This window comes from Streptomyces sp. NPDC020742, from assembly GCF_040641675.1.
In the GTDB taxonomy this organism is placed as follows: Bacteria; Actinomycetota; Actinomycetes; order Streptomycetales; family Streptomycetaceae; genus Streptomyces.
This window is the reverse complement of sequence record NZ_JBFAEA010000008.1, coordinates 47,653-68,582: the sequence shown is the minus strand read 5'-3', so window position 1 is coordinate 68,582 and position 20,930 is coordinate 47,653. Positions and strand designations below refer to the sequence as shown.

The window sequence follows — 20,930 nt, the reverse complement described above, 5'->3', positions numbered from 1 at the left end:
TCGGACGCGTCCGCCGCGACACCCCGCGTCCGCCGGGGTGCACTCGTACCGTGACCGCACCGCCCCCGGACGACTGCCTGGCCCACAACGACTGGATCTGCGGCGAGTACCTGAGCACCCGCCGGCAGATCCTGCTCGACGCGGTCCTCCAGCACCTGACGCTGACGCTCGCCTCGGTGGCGCTGGGGCTGCTGATCGCGGTGCCGCTGGCGCTGCTGGCCCGGTTGCGGGGCTGGACGGCCGGGCCGGTGCTCGGCATCACCACGGTGCTCTACACGATCCCGTCGCTGGCGATGTTCTCGCTGCTGCTGCCGGTCTACGGGCTCTCCGCCACCCTCGTCGTGGTCGGCCTGGCGCTCTACTCCCTCACCCTGCTCGTCCGGAACCTCCTGGCCGGGCTGAACGGCGTCCCCGTCGAGGCCAAGGAGGCCGCGCGCGGCATGGGGTACGGGCCGGTGCGCCAGCTGCTGACCGTCGAACTGCCGCTGGCGGTGCCGGCGGCGATGGCCGGGCTGCGGATCGCCACGGTCTCCGCGGTCGCGCTCACCACCGTCGGCGCGATCGTCGGGTACGGCGGGCTGGGCAACCTCATCTACGCCGGGATGAACTCGTTCTTCAAGGCCCAGGTGCTCACCGCGTCGGTGCTGTGCGTGCTGCTGGCGGTCGTCTTCGACCTGCTGCTGCTCGGTGCGGAGCGGCTGCTGACGCCCTGGCGGCGGGCGGGCCGCCGGGGCCGGGTGCGGGCCCGGTCCGCCGCGCGGGACGGGCAGCCGGCCGCGGCCACCGGACGGCGGGCATGAACACCCTCTCCGCGGTGTGGAGCTGGCTGACCACCGGCGCCAACTGGTCGGGCGAGAACGGGGTCTGGCACCGGCTGGAGCAGCATGTGGTGCTCACCTTCGTCTGCCTGGTCATCAGCGCCCTGATCGCGCTGCCGGTCGCGGTGACGCTCGGCCACCTCGGGCGGGGCGGTGCGCTGGCGATCAACCTCGCCAACGTCGGGCGGGCGGTGCCGACCTTCGCGGTGCTGGTCCTGCTGCTGCTCACCCCGCTCGGCCGGCACGGGCAGTGGCCGACGGTCATCGCGCTGGTGCTGTTCGCGATCCCCCCGCTGCTGACCAACGCCTATGTGGGGATGCGCGAGGTGGACCGGGACGTGGTGCGGGCCGCCCGCGGTATGGGGATGACCGGGGGCCAGCTGGTGTGGCAGGTCGAGGTGCCGCTCGCCTTCCCGCTGGTGCTGACCGGCGTCCGGATCGCCGCCGTCCAACTGGTGGCCACCGCCACGCTCGCCGCGCTGGTGGGCGGCGGCGGGTTGGGCAGGATCATCACCGCGGGGTTCAACCTGGCCAGCACCCCGCAGGTGGTGGCCGGAGCGGTGCTGGTTGCGGTGTTCGCGCTGCTGATGGAGGCGGGATTCGAGCTGGTGGAGCGGTATGCGCCGGGGTGGGTGCGGGGGCGGGCGCGGTGAGGGCCGCTGCGGGCGGCGCCCTCGTGGCCGCCACGGCCCTCGCCGTCCTGGGCCTCACCGGCTGCTCCCACGGTCCCTCCCTGGAGACCCGGTCCGCGATCACCGCCCCGCCCGGCAACAGCCATGACCTGGCCATCGGTTCGGCCGGCTTCACCGAGAGCGAGCTGCTGGCCCAGATGTACGCGCAGCTGCTCCGCCATGCCGGCTACCGGACCCACGTCCTGACCGTCGGCAACCGGGAGCTGTACGAACCGGCGCTGGAGGTCGGCCAGATCGATGTCGTCCCTGAGTACGCCGCCACCTTCGCGGACTGGCTCAACGCCAAGAACAAGGGCTCCAAGGCGGCCCCGGTCGCCTCGCCCGACCTCGGCGCCACCCTGTCGGCACTGCGGTCGCTCGCCGCGCCCCGGGGGCTGACCGTGCTCCGGCCCGGCCGGGCCGTGGACCAGAACGCCTTCGCGGTGAGCGCCTCCTACGCCCGCACCCACCACCTCAGGACGCTCAGCGACCTGGGTCGCGCCAAGCTGCCGGTGCGCCTGGCGGCGGGCGATGAGTGCGTCCAGCGGCCGTTCTGCGCCCCGGGGCTGACGAAGACGTACGGGATCAACATCACCGCCATCGATCCCAAGGGCGTCGGCACCACCCCCGCCAAGCAGGCGGTGCAGAACGGGCAGGACCAGATGGTGCTGACCACCAGCACCGATGCCACCCTCGACCGGTTCGGGCTGGTGCTGCTCACCGACGACAAGAAGCTGCAGAACGCCGATTACGTCCTCCCCGTCGTCAACCGCGCCCGGGCCGGTGGCGCCCGCACCGCCGCCGCTCTCAACCGCCTCAACACGGTGCTCACCACCGCCGATCTGGCGCGCCTCAACGAGCAGGTGGACAGCTGGCGGCGGCTGCCGGCGGACGTGGCCCACCACTACCTCGTGGCGAAGGGGCTGTTGCCGAAGGGCTGAGGCGGGCGGCGGAGTGTTTCACGTGAAACAGCCATCGGCCCTCCTGCCACGCCGGCTGCCCGCCGCACTCACTCCGTGGGCACCGAATCGACCTCCGTCCGCTCCCGCGGCACCCCCGGCCGGCCCGAGCCGATGGTGCGGCGCAGCGCCTCGTGGAGCGTGGTCGGGGTGAGGACGCCGAGGAAGCGCCGGTCGTCGAGGACGGCGATCCAGCCGGCGTCGTGCTTGAGCATCTCGCTGAAGGCGGCCTTGAGGGTGCCGCCGACCGGTACCCAGGCCTCCATCCGGCGGGCGTGCCCGGCGACCGTGCCGTCGGCCCCCGCCAGCTCCTCCGTGCCCACCCAGCCGTGCAGTTCCCCGTCGTCATCGAGCACCACCGCCCAGCGGGCGCCCTCGGTCCGCAGCCGCCGGGCCGCCCCGGCGGCCGGTTCGCCGAGCCGGGCGAAGGGCGGACGTTCCAGGTCACCGCGGTCGATGCCGGTGACCGAGAGCTGCTTCAACGCCCGGTCGGTGCCCACGAACTCGGCGACGTAGGGGGTGGCGGGGGCACCCAGGACGCTGGCGGGGGTGTCGTACTGCTCGATCCGGCCGGCCCCGTAGACCGCGATCCGGTCGCCGAGCCGGACCGCCTCCTCGATGTCATGGGTGACCAGCAGCACCGTCTTGTGCAGGGTGGCCTGCAGCCGCAGGAACTCCTTCTGCAGCCGGTCGCGGACGACCGGATCGACCGCGCCGAACGGCTCGTCCATCAGCAGCACCGGCGGGTCCGCGGCGAGCGCCCGGGCCACTCCGACGCGCTGCCGCTGGCCGCCGGAGAGCTGCTCGGGGTAGCGGGCGCCGTGGACGGACGGGTCCAGACCGACCAGTTCGAGGAGTTCGGCGGCCCGCGCGCGGGCCTTGGCCTTCTTCCAGCCGGTCAGGAACGGCACGGTGGCGGTGTTGTCGAGCACGGTGCGGTGCGGGAAGAGGCCGGTCTGCTGGATGACGTAGCCGATCCGGCGGCGCAGCCGGACCGGATCGACGCCGGCGATGTCCGCACCGTCGACGCAGATCCGCCCGTGGGTGGGGTCGATCAGCCGGTTGACCATCATCATCGTGGTGGTCTTGCCGCAGCCGGACGGCCCGACGAGGGTCACCAACTCCCCCTCGTCGACCTCGAAGGAGAGGTCGTCCACGGCGGTGGTCCCGTCGGGGTAGCGCTTGGTGACGGACTCGAACCGGATCATTGCGCCATTGAATCCCGCCGCTGTGCGCCGGTCCCGTCATGCGGGCAATCGGGTGCGCGGGCCACCGTTCCGGGCGGGAGCGCCCCTTTGGCCCCTCAGACCAGCCGGTACCCGGCGCCCGGCACGGCCTCGATCACCGGCGGGTCGCCCAGCTTGGCGCGCAGTGCGCTCAGCGTGACCCGGACGGCGTTGCCGCGGTGGCGGGTGTGCTCCTCCCACACCTCCTCGATCAGTTCGTCCTCGCCGACCACCGCGCCCTCGGCGCGCAGCAGCACCTCCAGCACCCCGAACTCCTGGCGGGACAGGGCCAGCGGCCGGCCGTCCCGCAGCGCCCGTCCCTGCGCGGTGTCGGCCGTGACCCCGGCCCGTTCGATGACCTGCGTCCGGGCGGGCCGGCGGGCGCGCCGGCCCAGCGCCAGGACCCGGGCGACCAACTCCTCGTCCGTGAACGGCTTGGTCAGATAGTCGTCGGCACCCAGCCCCATGCCCAACCCGCCGGCCCGGTGGTGGACCGTGCCGGCGGCGGTGAGCATCAGCACCCGGGTCGGCAGCCGCTCCTGCGCCACCTGCCGGCAGACCTCATCTCCGTGCAGACCGGGCAGATCGCGGTCCAGGACGAGCACGTCGTACGTGCCGGGCCGCAGCCTGTCCAGAGCCTCATGGCCGTCATGGGCGAGGTCCGCGGTGATCGCTTCCCGGCGCAGCCCCGCGCCGATCCTGTCTGCGAGGACCGCCTCGCCCTCCACCACCAGAACGTGCATGGGCCATATGTACCCGAGGCGCCGGGGGATTCGCGGTATGCACGACGGCCGGTGGAGGTGGCTGCCGCCGCCGGGGCGGCGCGGCGGGGCCGTCCGAGTTGCTTCCGCCGCACCGCCTCTCCTCCTGCGGGATCCGGCCGCACCGGCGTGCTTACGATCCTGTCCGGCCACCGGTCGGAAGGGTGGAAGGGAACGCCACGATGAGAGCCGTAGCAGTCAGCGCATTCGGTGACCAGCCGCAGCTGATGGATCTGCCACAGCCCGAACCAGGGCCCGGCGAGGTCCTGGTGCGGATGTCCGCCGCCGGACTCAACCCCGTCGACTGGAAGCTCGCCGACGGGATGTTCGGCGACGCCGTCAAGGCCGACTTCCCCCTCGTGATGGGAACGGACGGCGCGGGCGAGGTGCTGGCGATCGGCGCCGGCGTCCGGCGGTTCACCGTCGGGGACGCGGTGTTCGGCCAGTTCCAGCGGCCGGAGCACGGCGGCGGGTCGTACTGCGAGCTGGCCGTCACCGAGGAGGACCGCATCGCACACGCCGCCCGCACCGTCACCTACGCGACCTCCGCCGCCCTGCCGACGGCCGGCATGACGGCGTACAACCTGGTCGAGGAGACCCGGATCGGTGAGGGCCGGCGGGTGCTGATCGTCGGTGCGACCGGCGGCGTCGGCACCTTCGCCACCCAGCTGGCGGCCGGCCGGGGCGCCGAGGTGATCGCCACCGCCCGCCCGGCCATGGCGGAGCTGATGCGGAACCTGGGCGCCGCGGAGACCGTCGACCACACCGCGGACGCGGTCGCCGACCAGGTCCTGGCGGCCCACCCGGACGGGGTGGACGTGCTGATCGACATGACCAGCGGGCCCGCGGAGTTCGCCGAGCTGACCCGGACCGTACGGGACGGCGGGACCGCCGTCTCGCTCATCGGCTCGGCCGACGCCGACGACCTGACCGAACGCAATCTGCGCGGCTTCAACTTCGTCAACCGCCCCTCCCCACAGCTCCTGGAGATCCTCGCCGGCCAGGTCGACGCGGGCCGGCTGACCGTCCTGGTCGGCCGGGAGGTCTCCCTGGAGGAGGCCCCGGAGGCGCTGAACGCCAGCCGCACCGGGCGGGCACAGGGCAAGACCGTGCTGGACATCTGACCATCCGTCACGGGCGCTGCCGGGCCGCCGCCCCGGCCCGCCACGCCCGCCCCGCCGCCCGCACCGCCGGCGGCCCCGCCGCAGCCAGCGCCGCGGTGAGCACACCCGCCCCGGCCAGCCACCACACCCCGGTGCGCAGCGGGTCGGTCACCGCGTCGGCGTAGGCGTCCGCGGCGGGCCGGGAGACCAGCGCGGGCAGCGCGTCCAGGGTGCGGCCACGGAGCAGCGCCAGCGCCGCGGCCAGCAGGGCGGCGGCCGCCGCGCTCCCCGTCCCGGCGCAGATCAGCGCCCGCCGCCGGCGCCGCGCCAGCAGCAGCCCGCCGCCCAGGCACAGCACCGCGGCCGGCGGCAGCAGCCGCGCCCCGTGGCCCACGAGGTCGTAGACGGTCCGGACCCGTGGCACATCGGGGGCCTTGAGCAGCACGATCTCCACCCCCGACCGCGGCACCCGGCGCAGCAGGTCCAGGCCCATGCCGTTGTGCGACACCTCGCGCCGGACCCGCTCGACGACCGGTGTGAGGTCGAGGGTGACCGCGGAGCGGCCGGGGGCGGTCAGGGTGCCGTCCAGGGTCCGGTGGGCGGTGCGGTGCACGCCGTTCCACATGGCGGGGAAGCCGCTGCCGGTGACGACCTGGCGCACCTGCCGGGCCACGAACCCGCGGATGCCGCGGGTGAAGCGCTGCCGCACGGCCGGGCGCTGGGCGGGGGAGACGGCCTTCAGCAGCCCGTCGAGCCGGACGTGCGTCATCACCCCGTCCGTCACATCGTCGATCACGGCCCGCTGGACGGCGGCGTTCTGGGCCAGCGGTGCCACCGAGGCCACATAGCTGTCGGTCTCGGTCAGCTCGGCCCGGGCCCAGGTGGCCACCAGGCTGAGCGGCAGCAGGACGGCCCCCACCACCAGCAACACCCCGCCGGCCAGGGCCCGTCCGCGCCACCGGGGTGCGCCCGGCGGCCGTTCCCGCTCCGTCACCCGCCCGCCGGGGCGTACGGGTGAGCTCGCTGACATCGCGTGGTCCTTCCTCCGCGGCGGCCTGCGGCCACCTTCCAGGCAAGTGCCGCCGCCCGCCGCCCGCGACCGGGACCGGTGCCAATGGGTGACCCGCCGCGCGGCGGTCGTGCCGTGACGTGCCCGCCGCGCGGCGGGGCCCTCACGCCCGGCGCACCCCGCGCGCCCGCCGGACCGCCCGCACCACTCCGGGCCCCAGCAGCGCCGCCACCGCGACGGCCGCCGCCCACCAGCCCCAGTGGCCGCCGCCGGCGTCGGCGCGGGACTCCGGGAGGTCGTCGACGTCGCCGGAGCAGGCGGCCGGGGCGTAGTTGCCGTCCACGTAGACACAGGCGGTGGCGGCGGCCCGCAGGGTGCCGGGGGCGGCGGAGGGGGCGCTGCCGGGGCGGTCGCCGAGGACGGCGGAGGCGGTGAACACCTGGACGTCGTGCGCGGGCAGGTCGGAGCGCCAGGTGACGGTCTGCCGCCCCATGCCGTGGCCCTGGACGAGGCCGCGGGACGCGGTGGCGGAGGTGGTGGTGGCCGGCATCCGCTGTTCGATGCGGGCGCCGTGCACCGCCTCGGCGCCCAGGTTGTGCACGGTGATGCGGTAGTCGAGCCGCCGGCCCGCCTCGGTGTCGTCGGCGCCGTCGGTCACCTCCACCGTCACCGATACGGCGGGCGGCGCCTGCGGTGCGAGGGCGGCGGCGGACGGGGCGGCGAGCGCGGCAGTGCACGGCAGTGCGCAGACGGCGGCGGTGCGCAGCGCGCGGACAGCGGTGGTTCTCATGCCGTCATCCGAGCACCGCGGCACCCCAAGGCGGCGGCAGACGGCCCGGTCCCCTGGCGGGGTTCACCCGAGTGAGGGGGCGGCCGCGGGCCCTCAGTGCCGGTGGGGTCCCTGACGGTGCACCGGGCCGTGGGCGTCCTCGCAGTGCTCGCCGGGGGGCTGCTCCGGCCCGGTGTCCAGGCCGGGTCCCGGGCTGAGCGTCAGCAGGTCGTCCGCGCCGCCCTGTTCGCCGAGGTGGTCGACCTGAAGGGTGGCGTGGGTGATCCCGTACCGGCGGCTCAGCAGTTCCTGGAGGGTGCGGCGGACCTTGTGGCAGTCGCCGCCCGGGGCCACCAGGATGTGCGCGGACAGCGCCGGCTGTCCGGAGGTGATCTGCCAGATGTGCAGGTCGTGCACCTCGACGACCTCGTCCTGGCCGACCAGGTGATCGCCCAGCGCGTCGGGGTCGACGCCGGCCGGCGCGGCCTCCATGAAGATCCGCCCGGACTCCCGCACCAGCCCCGTCCCGGCCCGCAGCATCAGCGCCACCACCACCAGCGAGGCGATCGCGTCGGCCCGCTCGAAGCCGGTGGTCAGCACGATCAGGCCGGAGATCGCGGTGGCGACGAAGCCGAACAGGTCGGTGAGGATGTGCTGGTAGGCGCCCTCGACGTTCAGGCTGGAGCGGTTGGCCCGGGAGAGCAGCCAGGTGCAGATCAGGTTCACCACGATCCCGGACAGCGCGGTCACCAGCACCAGCCCGCCGGTCACCTTGGGTGGGGTGATCAGCCGCTGCACCGCCTCGTACGCCAGCCAGACCGACAGCAGCAGCAGGGTGATGCCGTTGGCCTGTGCGGAGAGGATCTCGGCGCGCTTGAGCCCGTAGGTGAAGCCGCCGCGCGCCGGCCGGGCGGCCAGCCGCATCGCGATCAGGGCCAGCACGATGGAGACCGCGTCGGTGAGCATATGGGCGGCGTCCGAGATCAGCGCCAGCGACTGTGCCAGCACACCGATGACGACCTCGACGGCCATGTACGCGGTGAGCAGGAGGAGCGCGGCCCGCAGCCAGCGGCGGTCGGCGTCCGGTGACACCCCGTGGCTGTGGCCGTGGCCGTGGCTGTGCGCGTGCTCGGTCATGGGCGCGCTCCTTCCTGAGGCCCTCGCTGGGAAGCAAACCGCACTTCGGCGAAAGATCCAAAGGCTGCACCGGTGACCGTTGTCATTACCGTCGAACGGACTGTCGTGCCTGGTCGGAGCGGTGCTCGGCGGAGGCTCGCGGGAGCGGTGCACGGAGCCCGACCCTCCGGTCACCAGGGGTGGCGGATCCCGCCCGGGCGCCGCCGCAGCCGATAGCATCCGGCCACACCACCGCGACGGGGAGAGCACCATGGCGGAGCACCGTCCCGCACCGGGCACCGGCCAGGTCCTGGCGACCCTCGGCCTGCTGGGCGCCGTCGCCGTGCTGGCCCGGCACCACGAGGGCCTGCCGTTCTGGCTGGGCGCCCTCCTCGGGGTGGCCGCCGTCCTCGGCTACCTGGTCTGGTTCGACTCCCCGCGCGGCTTCTGGCAGTGGCTGCTGGCCGTCCTGGGGTTCTGCGCGGCGTTCCTGTTCGCCGGGCAGTTCCTGATCTCCCTGCTGGCGTGAGGGCGGCGACCCGGCGGGCGGCCGCCCCCGGCGGGTCGTGTCATTTCCAGCGTCGGAGCGTAGGGATGCAAATCGTGGGGGCGCTCCGGTACGCCCCGGCCGCGGCTATCGGACGGCCGGCGGCCTCGTGCTGGGCCGCGGCGGCCGGCGATGCGGTGAGCGCCTGAAGGCTCAGTACCGCTGCCAGAGCGACTGCTGCGGTGGCGCACATGGATGCCGCGGAACGTGCGGAGTGAAGGGTCACGCTGCTCCCTGCGAGAACGACGGGAAAGGTAGGGAGCGGAGTGGACCATGAAATAAGCCTGGAGATCAAATGCGGCAACGCCTTGGCGTGCGCAAATGGTAGATAGGCCGTAATTCGCCTCAGGGGGCCTGGCGGCCCGCCTCTCGGCCCCTCTCGGATTGGTCGAGGGTGGCGAGGTGTTCGGCGACTCGATCGGCCTCGGGGGCGTCGAGTTCTTGGAATATGCCAAAGGCATATTCCCACACTTCGCGCGCGATGTCGCGGCGGCCTTGGCGCAGTCGGATGGCGGCCAGTGCGTCCAGGGCCCGTGCCTGCTGCTCCCGGGCCTGGATCCGGTCCGCCAGGGCGATCGACATCTCCAGGTGTCCGGCGGCGGCGTCGATGTCGCCCAGGGCCGCCTGCGCCGTGCCGAGTCGGTGCAGGGCGTGCGCTTCTTCGTGAGCGGCGCCGATGGCGCGGGCGAGTTGCAGGGCCTTGTGGTGGTGGTCGACGGCCTCCGCGTGGCGGTCGAGGCGGTGGTGTGCGAGGCCGAGGCCGATCAGCGAATTTGCCTCGTTCCGACGGTCGCCGAGTCGGCGGAACATGAAAAGGCATTCCTGGTACATATCCAGGCCGGAGGTGATGTCCTGCGCGTCACGGGAATCGACGAGAAGTCCGGCAAGATTTGCCTGAATGGTGACCTGGACGGCGGGGTTTCCTAGAGTGGAACTCAGCCGCAAAGCCTCTTCGTAGGAGCGCCTCGCCATGGCTGCATTGCCCGTTCGCGTATGTAAATCTCCGAGATTGTTGATGCACTTTGCCGCGCCGCCGGTGTCCTGTGCGAGCTGGAAATTGTGAATGGCGTGGGTGAAATGCTTCAGGGCGTCCTGATGGTGGCCGAGGTAGAGCAGGGCGATGGCGATGTTGTTCTCGCAGCCGGCCCGGGCCCAGGTGTCGCCCGAGCGGAGATGGATCTTCAGCGTCTCCCGGTGCAGGCTGAGCGCCTCATGGCTCTGCCCGAGGTGCCATTTGATCAGCCCCAGGGTGCGGAGGGCCTCGGCCTCCGCACCCGTGGCCTCCGTCTCGCGGGCCAGACCGAGGGCCCGCCAGGCGGCCTCTTCGGCCTGGGGGTAGCGCGAGGTGTTGGCGTGGGTGGTGCTGAGGGCGAGCAGCGCCAGGCACAGCGCGTACCGGTCGCCCGCCCGCTCCCAGTGGTCCACCGCGTGGCGCTGCATCCGGTCGGCGTCCGTCCAGTGGCACTCGGAGTCCAGGAACCCGGCGAGGGCGTGGCTCAGCCCGGCCGCGTGACCGGCCGGTCCGTGCGTACGCGCATGGCGCTCCGCGGTCAGGAGGTTGGAGCGCTCCGTCGTGAACCATTCCCTGGCGTCCTCCGCATGCCGGAGGACCGGCAAGGGAGCGCCCTTTGTGAGGTCCGGCCGCGGCAGCCGTACCCGGCGGGGAAAGAGCAGCCGGTCGGCGGCGTCCGCGGTACGGAGATAGCAGTCGATCAGTCGGCGAACGGCGCGCTCGCGTTCCTCCTCCGGATCCTCGGAGAAGGCCAGGGTCCGTGCGTACTCCCCCAGGAGATCGTGGAAGCGGTAGCGGTACGGGGCCGGTTCCTGCAGCAAGTGGGAGTGCAGCAGGGTTTCCAGCACCTGCTCGGTTTCGCCCAGGGGAAGGTTCAGCAGGGCGGCGGCCGCATGCGGTCCGAACTCCGTGCCCAGATGGAGGGCGAGGAGCCGGAAGGCGCTCTGCTGCGTTGCCGTCAGGTGCTGGTACGACATCTCGAAGGCACGCGCTATCGCCGAGTAGCCGTCCTGCAATTCGCCCAGCCTGCCCGGCCCCCGGGACAGCCGTTCCCGGAGTGTGGCGAGCGTCCAGGACGGCCGGGCGTTGAACCGGTTGGCGGCGATTTCGATGGCCAGCGGCAGATAGCCGCACAACTGGACGATGTGGTCCACGGCGCCGGCGTCGCGGGTGCGCTCCTCGCCGGCGAACCTCCGGAACAGCGCGGTCGCCTCGTCCGGGAGAAGGACGTCGAGCGCCAGCCAGTTGGCGCCGGGCAGTCCCGCCAGGTGGCGGCGGCTGGTGATGAGGAGCAGCGACGGCGAGCCGCTGTCGGGCAGCAGCGGCCGCACCTGGTCGGTGTCCGCGGCATCGTCCAGGATGACCACCGCCCGCTTGTGGGCGAGCAGGGTGCGCCACAGCGCCGTACGCTCCTCGATCTCACCGGGAACATCGGCGGGCGCAACTCCCAGCAGTCGGAGCAGGGTTGCCAGCGCCGCCCCGGCGGTCAACGGGTCCTGGATCCTGGCGTGGGCGCGCATGTCCAGATAGATCTGGCCGTCGGGGAACCGCTCACCGAGGCGGTCGGCCGCGCTGACCGCCACTGCCGTCTTCCCCACGCCGGCCATACCGGAGATCGCTTCCAGGGCGATGATGCCGGGGGCCGGGCCGGAGTCGCCGTGCGGCCGGACGGCGGCATCGACGGCGGCGCAGAGCCGGCGCAGCTCCGCCTGCCGTCCGACGAGCGAGGTGTGGCGGGGCAGGTTCCGCGGGGGCGGGACGACCGGGGGCTCGTCCGGGCGGGCGGACGAGCGGTGCGGGAGCGAGGAGCGGCGTGCATCGGCGGGGAAGGGGATCAGTTCCGCCAGCGGTGTCCGTCGCAGGATGTCCTGGTGGACCCGTGCCAGCTGCTCACTCGGATCGGCGCCGAGCTCGTCACGGAGTACCCGGCGGGCATTTTGGTAGACGCGCAGGGCTTCGGGGTGCCGGCCACAGCCGTAGTAGGCCAGCATGAGGAATTCCAGCAGGGTTTCGTCGTGCGGGTGCTGGGCGGTCAGGGACGACAGCGGCCCGATCACACCGTGGAAGCGGTGCAGCCGCAGCTCCGCCGCGATGCGGGAGGTGGCGGCGCCCAGCCGCTCCTCGGCCAGCCGGGCGCGTATCCGCTCCGGCCAGATCCCGGGCAGGCCGGCCAGCGCCTCCTCCTCCCACAGGGCCTCGCCCTCGTGGAACAGCGCCGCCGCCGCGGCGTCGTCGCCGGTGTCGGACCGCGCCCGTGCCTGGGCGGTCAGCCGCTGGAAGCGGTGCCAGTCGACGCACTCCTGGTCGATGCGCAGGGTGTAGGTGTGCGCGTGATGGGTGATGGCCGGCGGCTGTCCCCCGGCGGGCGGCGCCGGCAGGGAGGCGGTCGCCGTACGGATCGCCCGGCGGACGCGTGAGACATGGGTGTGCACGGACTCCCGGGCCTTCTTCGGGGAGCCGTTGTCCCACAGTCGGTCGATGAGGGTTTCCATGGCCACGGGGCGTCCGGCGGACAGCGCGAGCGAGGCCAGAATGCAGCGTTCCTTGTCGGACCCGAGGCTGAGTCTGTTCTCCCGGGTGCCGAGACAAATGGGGCCGAGAACGTAAATCTCCATCAGCGCCTCCCCCTGTCGGCGCACCATCTGGTGCATCGAGCATGGCACTCGCCAGGGGCAGAGGCCAGAACGCCTCGGAGAGGCTGGCTGAATCAGACCGTGCGTGCCGTGGACTCCCACGACGTCCGCAGGGAATGCTGAACCGAACCGTGACGTACCGGGACGGGGGCCGCGAGTGCATCAGGGCGGGAACTTCATAGGGGGCTCGGCCAGGCTGGAAGGGCCCAACATCCAGGCGGGGGAAATTCACGGGGGTGTCCACTTCCACGCCCGTGCCGCGGAGGCGCCGGCAGCGGGACCCCCCGTTCCCCGGCAACTCCTGCCGGTCTCACCGCACTTCACCGACCGCGAGTGCGACCTGGCGCTGCTGAACAGCCTCCTCGTGGGCCGCGCGGAGGAGTCGACACCGCTGATCGTGGTGTCCGGGCCGGCCGGCATCGGGAAGACGGCGCTGGTGTCCCGGTGGCTGCGGACCACCACCGAGCGGTTTCCGGACGGCCAGCTCTACGCCGATCTGCGCGGCCATGCGTCGGACGGTCCCGCGACGCCGTCCGAGCTGCTCGGCCAGTTCCTGCGCGCGCTGGGGGCCGGCCCGCTCCCCGCGACCCTGGCCGAGCAGGCCGCGCTCTGGCGCTCGGTCACGGCCGGTCTCCGCGTCTGCGTGATGCTGGACAACGTGTTCTCCGCCGCCCAGGTCCGCCCGTTGCTGCCGGGCGGCCGGCACGCGCTGGTCGCGGTCACCAGCAGGCACCGCCTCACCGGCCTGCGGGCGGACGGCGCGCTCTACCACCAGCTGGGGCTGCTGGATCCGGCCGCCGCCGAGGAGGTGCTCTCCCGCGGGGTCGGTGCGGACCGGGTCCGCAGCGAGGCGCAGGAAACCCGCCAACTGATCGACCTGTGCGGGGGGTTCCCGCTGGCGCTGTGCCTGGCGTCCGCCCGTCTGGCCTCCCGTCCCCGGCAGCCGATGCGTTCCCTGGTGGACGCCCTCAACCGGCAGGACCGGCTGGCCGCACTCGCCATCGAAGGAGAGTCCTCCGTGAACCACGCACTGGACGAGTCGTACGCGGTGCTGACCGGCGAGGCGGCCCGGCTCTACCGGCGGCTGGCCCTGGCACCGGCCCAGGTGCTGGACACCCGTCTCGCCGCCGCGGCCGCCGGGATCCCGCTGGGCGAGGCCGAGCAGCTGCTCGATGTGCTGGTCGAGGCCAACCTCATCGAGGACATCGGACCGGACAGCTATCGATTCCACGATCTGGTCCGGCTGCACGCCGAGCAACGGGGGCAGTCGGACGAGCAGCCGGCGCACCGGACGGAGTTACTCCGACGTGTGTGCGAATGGTATTTGGCCACCGCCACGGAGGCCCAGTGCCGCCTGTCGCCGATCCAGCTGACCCTGCGCCGGACCTACCGCTACGAGCCGGAGCTGCCGGCCCCGTTCCAGGACGGGGCCGGGGCCCTGGCCTGGCTCGAGACGCGCCGTATGGACCTCCTCGCCGCGGTGCGGGCCGCGTACGAACAGGGCTGGGACGATCTGGCGTGGCAACTCGTCGATGCGCTGTGGCCGTTGTTCCACCGGCTCCGCTACCACGACCTGTGGGTGGACGCCCACGACATCGGACTGCGAGCCGCCCGGCGCAGCGGGGACCGCTCGGCGGAGCGCCAGATGCTCAACTCCGGCGCCATCGGCTTCAGCGTCGCCGGCCGCGTCGACGAGGCCATCAGATGGTTCTCCTGGTCCCTGGAAGCGGCCCGCGAGGCCGGTGACGCCCGGGACGAGGGGCAGGCGCTGCACGGCATCGGCTCGGCGCACCGGCAGGCGGGCCGGTTCCGCGAGGCCACCGCGTTCCTGCGCCGGGCCATCGACACCTGGGAGGCGGCCGGCTACCCGCGCGGAGCGGCGCTGTCACGCATCGTCCTGGGCGAGATGGCACTGGAGAGTGCGGGCGCGGAGTGGGACGGCCGGCGTGCGGTGGAGTACTTCGAGCAGGCGCACCGCACGCTGCTGGCGGTGGACGACCCGTACGACGCCGCGCGGGCGCTCGCCTTCCGCGGCCGGGCCCGTGCGGTCGACGGGGACTACCGGACGGCGGTGTCCGAGCTGAGGGAGGCGCTCGCGTTCTTCGAGGCGGCCGGAGCCACCCCCTGGCAGGCACGGATCCTGGAGATGCTCGGGACGAGCGCCGCGGAACACGCGGACGCCGCGGCGGCGCGCGACTGCTTCGCGCGGGCGAGGCAGTTGTACGCGCTGCAGAGCCCGTCGGACGCCGGCCGGGTCGGGGATCTGCTGGCCGCGCTCCCGGCGGAGCCGGCAGATCCCCGGTACGGGCCACCCGGGCAGGCGTCGGACGCCTGACCCCGAGGCGGCCCGTGGGGTGGGTCAGCTGAGCGAGAGCACCGTCAAGGGCAGCAGTTCCTCCAGCGGGTGCCCGGTGACCACCAGCCCGTGCAGGCACGAAGCCATCAGGGAGTACTCCCAGGCCGCCCGGGTGCGCCCGGGCGGCGGCGGTGCCGACCGGATGAACGCGGACCGCAGGAGTCGGCAGCTGCCGATGCGTTCGGCGACCGCCCAGCCGCCGCCGATCAGCGGTATCCCCGCCAGTCGGCAGCCCGTGTACCGGCTGAGGAGGTCCCGCAGCCAGCCGACCGCGCTCTCGGGCGGCCACGGGCGGGCGCCATGCAGCACATCGGCGCAGGCGAGCCAGCGTTCATCGCGGCACCGTTCGGCGTCCACCGCGACGTGTTCGTCCGTCTCGGCGGCCCTCGTGCGATCCGCGTGGGACCAGGTCCCGGTGAACCACGCGCACGCCGGCGCGGAGGGCCAGCCGCCCTCGGGCCTGCCGTCCCCGGGCCCGCTCACTGCGACGGCGACCGCGAGAGCGGCGGGCTGCCCGACCGCCCGGCCGGGCATCACCTGTACCCTCCGTCGTCCCCGGTCGGCCCAGACCGCTCCCGCGGCCGGCACCGCCCTCATGCGGACACCCCCGTGCCCGTGCCGTACGGTCCGTGCGGCGCGGCGGCCCACGAGGCCAGCGGCGGTGGCAGCGGCAGCGGCGTGGTGGGGGCCGGGTGGGCCGGCTGACCGAGGCCGAGCAGCCGGTACAACAGGTGCCGCATGTTCCGGCTGAACCGGCCGGGCTCGGAGGTGATACGTGCCGCGATGGCGTCGTACTCCGCCCGCTGGTGCCGGCGGAATTCGGCGGCGGCGTACGCCAGTTGGCTCTTGAGGGAGTGCGCTGGTGAGAGGGCGAGTGCGGTCCGGGCGAGGTCGGCGGCCGGGGACGCGGGGTTGATCTCCTGTTCCGGCGAGGCGGCCAGCAGGATCGGGACCTTGGCCAGCGTGCCGTACAGGGTCACCGAGCCGTGGTCCCCGACGATGGTGTCCGCCGCGATCAGGAGGGGGCGCCAGTCCGCTTCCGGAGGGATGACCGCGATGCCGCGCTGGACGCATCGCGACAGCCAGGCGTGCACCTGCCAGGGACTGTGCCCGGACCAGACGTTGGGGTGCACCAGCACCGCCACCCTGCGGTTCCGCCCGGTCAGCTCCAGCAGCCGGGGCAGCAGCGTCTCGATCGCCCCGAAGGACGAGCCCGCCCCCCAGGTCGAGACGACCGCGATCAGCTTCTGGCCCTTGCCCATCCCGAGCGCCCGGCGGTATGCCGCACGCCGGGGCAGGCTGGCCACCATCCGGTCGTGCACCGGGTCCCCGACCACCGTGGCCACCGGCAGCGCCTCCGGACAGGACTCCGCCAGGCCCCGGAGGTCCTCGCGGTGCGCCAGCACCACCGCGGCGGGCAGCGCCCGGCCCTCCGGGGCGATGTCCTGCCGCCCGAGTCCGGCCACCCGGGTGTCGGTCCCTTCGGTGACCCGCTTCAGGAAGTTGGCCCCGTGCGGCAGCATGACCAGCGGCGCCCGGACCTTCTCCACCCCGCGGGGCCCGGCGGCCAGCGCGAGGTCGAACTCCATCCGCACGGCTTCGTCCCAGGGCAGTACCGCGCTGCCCAGCCGGTCGAGGAGTTGCGCCACCCCCGCGCTGAACGGGTGGGGCGGCGCGGTGAAGACGACCTGGATCCGAAGGTCCGAACCCAGCAGGGAAACGACCTCGTGCAGTCGTTTCACATAGGTCACGGTGTGCGCGATGACCAGGACCCGCTTGCGTCCCGGGAGGGTCAGCCACTCCCGGAGGTGGGCACGGCCGTCGGTGAACTCTCGCAATGCCGTCACAGCATCCCCCATGTCTGCTCGATGTCGACGCTGCTGCGGACCGTGCTTCGCGGCGGTCCGCACCAGGGGGGTGCCCGTACGGCCGGGCGAAAGCCTTGCCGCACCCTTGCGGAAACCTTGCGGCCCGTCCCGGTCGCCGCCGCGTACCCGCCGGTCAGTAGAGTGCGGTCCCCGTCACCGAGCCAGTTCCGAGGTATCCGGCAGTGAGCCCCGCACCCTCCGCCCCGGCCGGCCCCGCCGCCCTGACCGTCGTCGGCATCGGCGCCGAGGGCTGGGCCGGACTGCCCGACGCGTCCCGGCAGGCGCTGCACGACGCCGAGGTGCTGATCGGCGGGGCCCGCCAGCTCGCGCTGCTGCCCGCGGCGTGCCCGGGCGAGCGGGTGCCGTGGCCCTCGCCGCTGCGCCCCGCCGTCGCCGGGCTGCTCGCCGCCCACGCCGGGCGCCGGGTCGCCGTACTGGCCAGCGGCGACCCGATGTTCCACGGGATCGGGCGGACGCTGACCGAGGTGCTGGCGGAGACCGGCGCTACGACGGTGCCGCGCGTCCTGCCGCACCCCTCCTCGGTCTCCCACGCCTGCGCCCGGCTCGGCTGGCCGGTCGAGGACACCGAGGTCATCACGGTCGTCGGGCGCCCCGTCGAGAGTGTGGCGCGGGCGCTGTACGACGGCCGCCGCCTGCTGGTGCTGTCCGCCGGCGCCGGCACCCCCGCCGAGGTCGCCGCCCTGCTGCGGGCGCACGGCTTCGGCCCGACCCGGATCCGGGTGCTGGAGCAGCTCGGCGGTCCCGGCGAGCGGATCACCGAGGGGGCGGCCGACGGCTGGGACCTACCGCCCGGCGACCCGCTGAACCTGCTGGCCCTCGACTGTGCCCGCGCGCCCGGCACACCGGCCCTGGGCACCGTCCCCGGCCTGCCCGACAGCGCCTACGAACACGACGGGCAGCTCACCAAGCGCCAGGTCCGCGCCGCCACGCTCGCCGCGCTGGCCCCCGCCCCCGGCGAACTGCTGTGGGACATCGGCGGCGGCTCCGGCTCGATCGCCGTCGAATGGCTGCGGGCCCACCGCAGCTGCCGCGCCGTCAGCGTCGAGCGGGACGCCGTACGGGCCGAGCGGATCGGCCGCAACGCCCGCACCCTCGGCGTCCCCGCACTGCGCGTGGTGCACGGTGCGGCGCCCGCGGCACTGGCGGACCTGCCGACGCCGGACGCGGTGTTCATCGGCGGCGGTCTGACCGCCCCCGGGCTGCTGGACGCCTGTTGGGCGGCGCTGCCCCCGGGCGGCCGGCTTGTGGCCAACACCGTGACGCTGGAGTCCGAGGCACTGCTCGCCGACCGGTACCGGCGGTACGGCGGCGACCTGGTCCGGCTCGCGGTCTCCCACGCGGTACCGGTGGGCGGCTTCACCGGCTGGCGGCAGGCGATGCCGGTGACCCAGTGGGCCGCGGTCAAACCGGCCGCCGGACCGGCCTGAACCGCTCGCCCCCGCACCCGCCGCCCACCGGCCGCACCTGCCGCCCGCCCCGGCACCCGTCCGCCACCCGGCACCCCGCCCGTCTCCCCCCCCCGCAGTCCAGGAGCCCGAACACCATGACCGTCCACTTCATCGGCGCAGGTCCCGGCGCCGCCGACCTGATCACCGTGCGCGGCGCCCGTACCCTCGCCGCCTGCGGGGTGTGCCTGTACGCCGGCAGCCTGGTGCCGCGGGAACTGCTCGCCGAGTGCCCGCCCGGCGCGCGGCTGATCGACACCGCGCAGTTGGACCTGGACACCATCACCGCCGAGATGGTCCGGGCCCACGAGGAGGGCCATGACGTCGCCCGGCTGCACTCGGGCGACCCGTCGGTCTTCAGCGCGGTCGCCGAGCAGATGCGCCGGCTGGACGCGGCCGGGGTGCCCTACGACGTGGTGCCGGGCGTCCCCGCGTTCGCCGCCGCGGCCGCCGCCCTCAAGCGCGAGCTGACCGTGCCGACCGTCGGCCAGACCGTCATCCTCACCCGCGTCGCCCAGCGCGCCACCCCCATGCCCGAGGGCGAGGACCTGGCGACCCTGGGCCGCAGTGGGGCGCTGCTGGTGCTGCACCTGGCCGCGATGTACGTCGACCGGGTCGTCGACGAGCTGCTGCCGCACTACGGGGCGGACTGCCCGGCCGCCGTGGTCGCGATGGCCTCCCGCCCCGACGAGCTGGTGCTGCGCGGCACCCTCGCCGACATCGCCGGCCAGGTGAAGGCCGCGGGCGTGGTCCGTACGGCCGTGATCATCGTGGGCCGCACCCTGGGGGCCGAGCAGTTCCGGGACAGCCACCTGTACTCGACGGACCGGGAACGGCCGCACGGCCCCTGCGGCGTCTGACTGATCATATGACCGCATAGGGGTGAATGTCGGTTATCCGCTCTCCGGGGGCCGGTAAGGAACGTCCACACCGAGGGACACCGCACCGCCGGAGACCACCGGACCGACCGACCGAAGGAGCCCCCACGATGCGCACCCAACTGGCCGCCGGGGCGGCCGCCGCCGTCCTGCTGACCCTGTTCGGCGGCACCGCCGCCTTGGCTGACGACAACGGCAGCGCCGTCCGTACGGCGTCCGACCCCAACCCGACCGACCACTCGCGCTGGATGCACGACGGCACCGCGGCGCGGCCGGCCGACAGCAGCTACCCCGCCCGGACCGGCGAGCGCTACGAGCGCACCCGGCCCTACGAGGGCAACAGCCGTGTCGAGCGCCCCCGTTGGATGAACGACAGCCCGCTGCGGCTGACCACCTGCGCCCTGGGCACCGCACTGTCGTCGCTGACCGGCAGCGGCCGGGACTGCGTCGCGGACCGGATGGGCATGCGCGTCCGGGCCGCCCGGCACAAGTAGGTCCGGCCCCTACCGGGGTGGGGTGCTCCGGCGGGCGGGGCCGGGTCCACGCGGCTCCGCCTGCCCCACCACCATCCCCGCGCGGTCGATGCACACCACATCGACCGCGACCGGCGCGCCGCGCAGCACCGCCAGCGCCTCGTCCCGCGCCGTCGCCGCCACCAGGTCACCCAGTGGCACCCCGGCCGCCGCACACAACTGCAGGGCCGCCAGGCCGGTGTTGGCCCCGGCCACCGCGTCCGCCAGCTCCTCGTCGGCGCCGCCGCGGCGGGCCAGCTCCGCCAGGAACCCCTTGTCCACCTGGGACCGCGCGGAGTGCAGGTCCAGGTGCCCCGCCGCCAGCTTCGACAGCTTGGCGAACCCACCGCAGATCGTCAGCCGGTCCACCGGGTGCCGCCGCAGGTACTTCAGCACCGCCCCCGCGAAGTCCCCCATGTCCAGCAGGGCGTCCTCGGGGAGCTTGTGCAGTGCGACCACGGTCTTCTCCGACGTGGACCCGGTGCACCCCGCCACATGCGTACGCCCCGCCGCCCGTGCCACATCCACCCCGCGCCGGATGGAGTCGATCCACGCCGAGCAGGAGTACGGCACCACGATCCCGGTGGTCCCCAGAATCGACAGCCCGCCCAGGATGCCCAGCCGCGGGTTCCAGGTACTGCGCGCGATCTCCTCCCCGTGATCGACCGAGATCTCCACCTCGACGTCCGGCCCGGCGTTCGGCACCGCTCCGGCGCCGCCGTACCGCCGGGCGACCTCGCTCAGATGCTCCCGGATCATCTGCCGCGGCACCGGGTTCACGGCCGGCTCGCCGACCTCCAGCGGCAGCCCCGGCCGGGTCACCGTCCCCACCCCCGGCCCGGCCCGGAACACCACCCCGGAGCCGGGGGGCAGCCGGCGCACCCGCGCCCGGATCAGCGCCCCGTGCGTCACATCCGGATCATCGCCCGCGTCCTTGACCACCCCCGCCATGGCGCTGCCGGCCTCCGCGTCCAGCTCCTCCACCGCCAGCGCGAAGGACGGCGTCTGCCCCTTCGGCAGGGTGATCGTCACCGGGTCCGGGAACTCCCCGCTCAGCAGCGCCGTGTACGCGGCCGTGCTCGCCGCCGTCGCACAGGCACCGGTCGTCCAGCCGTGCCGCAGCCCGGTGTGCGCCAGCTGCGCACTCCGCCCGCCGGCGGCCGGACCTCCCGGAGCCGCGCCGCCGCCCGGCCCCGTACCCTGCGGTTGCGCTTCACCCACGGAGG

The 20,930-nt window shown here is 73.9% G+C and carries 18 protein-coding genes; 9 read left to right on the top strand and 9 right to left on the bottom strand.

Annotation, left to right across the window (positions count from 1 at the left end; genetic code table 11):
• Positions 1-50 precede the first annotated feature (50 nt).
• From AB0G84_RS16595 to AB0G84_RS16585, 3 genes are read left to right on the top strand one after another with little or no spacing between them, the layout of a single operon-like run.
• Positions 51-800, top strand: coding sequence for an ABC transporter permease (locus AB0G84_RS16595; protein ID WP_361320691.1), 750 nt, complete (start codon positions 51-53; stop codon positions 798-800).
• Complete coding sequence (locus AB0G84_RS16590) at positions 797-1,471, top strand: ABC transporter permease subunit (protein WP_361320689.1); 675 nt, start codon at positions 797-799, stop codon at positions 1,469-1,471. The genes AB0G84_RS16595 and AB0G84_RS16590 overlap by 4 nt, the downstream gene beginning before the upstream one ends.
• Positions 1,468-2,430 (top strand): ABC transporter substrate-binding protein, encoded by a 963-nt coding sequence (locus AB0G84_RS16585; RefSeq protein ID WP_361320687.1) that lies wholly within the window; start codon positions 1,468-1,470, stop codon positions 2,428-2,430. The genes AB0G84_RS16590 and AB0G84_RS16585 overlap by 4 nt, the downstream gene beginning before the upstream one ends.
• 68 nt (positions 2,431-2,498) lie before the next feature.
• On the opposite strand, the gene AB0G84_RS16580 is transcribed toward AB0G84_RS16585, so the two are convergent.
• The gene (locus tag AB0G84_RS16580) at positions 2,499-3,656 is read right to left on the bottom strand and encodes an ATP-binding cassette domain-containing protein (RefSeq protein WP_361320685.1); all 1,158 of its coding nucleotides are present in this window, start codon (positions 3,654-3,656) and stop codon (positions 2,499-2,501) included.
• A gap of 95 nt (positions 3,657-3,751) precedes the next feature.
• Positions 3,752-4,417 carry a response regulator transcription factor gene (locus tag AB0G84_RS16575; protein WP_361320683.1) on the bottom strand — a complete coding sequence of 222 codons (666 nt, stop codon included), beginning with the start codon at positions 4,415-4,417 and terminating at the stop codon, positions 3,752-3,754.
• A gap of 200 nt (positions 4,418-4,617) precedes the next feature.
• On the opposite strand from AB0G84_RS16575, the gene AB0G84_RS16570 reads away from it, so the two are divergent.
• Positions 4,618-5,559, top strand: a complete 942-nt coding sequence (locus tag AB0G84_RS16570; protein WP_361320681.1) for an NADP-dependent oxidoreductase — start codon at positions 4,618-4,620, stop codon at positions 5,557-5,559.
• Between the two features lie 7 nt (positions 5,560-5,566).
• Here AB0G84_RS16570 and AB0G84_RS16565 read toward each other — a convergent pair whose 3' ends face one another.
• The 3 genes from AB0G84_RS16565 to AB0G84_RS16555 form a co-directional block, all read right to left on the bottom strand.
• Entirely contained in the window at positions 5,567-6,568 is a 1,002-nt protein-coding gene (locus tag AB0G84_RS16565) for a hypothetical protein (RefSeq protein WP_361320679.1), read from the bottom strand.
• Between the two features lie 142 nt (positions 6,569-6,710).
• Entirely contained in the window at positions 6,711-7,337 is a 627-nt protein-coding gene (locus AB0G84_RS16560) for a hypothetical protein (RefSeq protein ID WP_361320677.1), read from the bottom strand.
• Between the two features lie 93 nt (positions 7,338-7,430).
• Entirely contained in the window at positions 7,431-8,453 is a 1,023-nt protein-coding gene (locus AB0G84_RS16555; protein WP_361320675.1) for a cation diffusion facilitator family transporter, read from the bottom strand.
• A gap of 250 nt (positions 8,454-8,703) precedes the next feature.
• On the opposite strand from AB0G84_RS16555, the gene AB0G84_RS16550 reads away from it, so the two are divergent.
• Complete coding sequence (locus AB0G84_RS16550; RefSeq protein WP_361320673.1) at positions 8,704-8,961, top strand: hypothetical protein; 258 nt, start codon at positions 8,704-8,706, stop codon at positions 8,959-8,961.
• 363 nt (positions 8,962-9,324) lie between these two features.
• Here the strand turns inward: AB0G84_RS16550 and AB0G84_RS16545 are convergent, their stop codons facing one another.
• On the bottom strand, positions 9,325-12,606 hold the full coding sequence (locus AB0G84_RS16545) for a BTAD domain-containing putative transcriptional regulator (protein WP_361320671.1): 3,282 nt from the start codon (positions 12,604-12,606) through the stop codon (positions 9,325-9,327).
• Positions 12,607-12,781: 175 nt separating this feature from the next.
• On the opposite strand from AB0G84_RS16545, the gene AB0G84_RS16540 reads away from it, so the two are divergent.
• On the top strand, positions 12,782-14,959 hold the full coding sequence (locus AB0G84_RS16540; protein ID WP_361320669.1) for a tetratricopeptide repeat protein: 2,178 nt from the start codon (positions 12,782-12,784) through the stop codon (positions 14,957-14,959).
• Positions 14,960-14,983: 24 nt separating this feature from the next.
• Here the strand turns inward: AB0G84_RS16540 and AB0G84_RS16535 are convergent, their stop codons facing one another.
• Together AB0G84_RS16535 and AB0G84_RS16530 are read right to left on the bottom strand one after the other, a co-directional pair.
• Complete coding sequence (locus AB0G84_RS16535; RefSeq protein ID WP_361320667.1) at positions 14,984-15,514, bottom strand: hypothetical protein; 531 nt, start codon at positions 15,512-15,514, stop codon at positions 14,984-14,986.
• Positions 15,515-15,573: 59 nt separating this feature from the next.
• On the bottom strand, positions 15,574-16,827 hold the full coding sequence (locus tag AB0G84_RS16530) for a hypothetical protein (RefSeq protein WP_361320665.1): 1,254 nt from the start codon (positions 16,825-16,827) through the stop codon (positions 15,574-15,576).
• Between the two features lie 203 nt (positions 16,828-17,030).
• Here AB0G84_RS16530 and cbiE point away from each other — a divergent pair, with 203 nt between their 5' ends.
• From cbiE to AB0G84_RS16515, 3 genes are all read left to right on the top strand, one after another.
• Positions 17,031-18,296: a precorrin-6y C5,15-methyltransferase (decarboxylating) subunit CbiE gene (gene cbiE, locus AB0G84_RS16525; protein ID WP_361320663.1), complete on the top strand. Its 1,266-nt coding sequence runs from the start codon at positions 17,031-17,033 to the stop codon at positions 18,294-18,296.
• Positions 18,297-18,412: 116 nt separating this feature from the next.
• Positions 18,413-19,174, top strand: a complete 762-nt coding sequence (gene cobM, locus AB0G84_RS16520) for a precorrin-4 C(11)-methyltransferase (protein ID WP_361320661.1) — start codon at positions 18,413-18,415, stop codon at positions 19,172-19,174.
• 128 nt (positions 19,175-19,302) lie between these two features.
• On the top strand, positions 19,303-19,686 hold the full coding sequence (locus AB0G84_RS16515; protein WP_361320659.1) for a hypothetical protein: 384 nt from the start codon (positions 19,303-19,305) through the stop codon (positions 19,684-19,686).
• A 9-nt stretch (positions 19,687-19,695) separates the two neighbouring features.
• On the opposite strand, the gene AB0G84_RS16510 is transcribed toward AB0G84_RS16515, so the two are convergent.
• The gene (locus tag AB0G84_RS16510; RefSeq protein ID WP_361321055.1) at positions 19,696-20,841 is read right to left on the bottom strand and encodes a cobalt-precorrin-5B (C(1))-methyltransferase; all 1,146 of its coding nucleotides are present in this window, start codon (positions 20,839-20,841) and stop codon (positions 19,696-19,698) included.
• Positions 20,842-20,930: the final 89 nt, after the last annotated feature.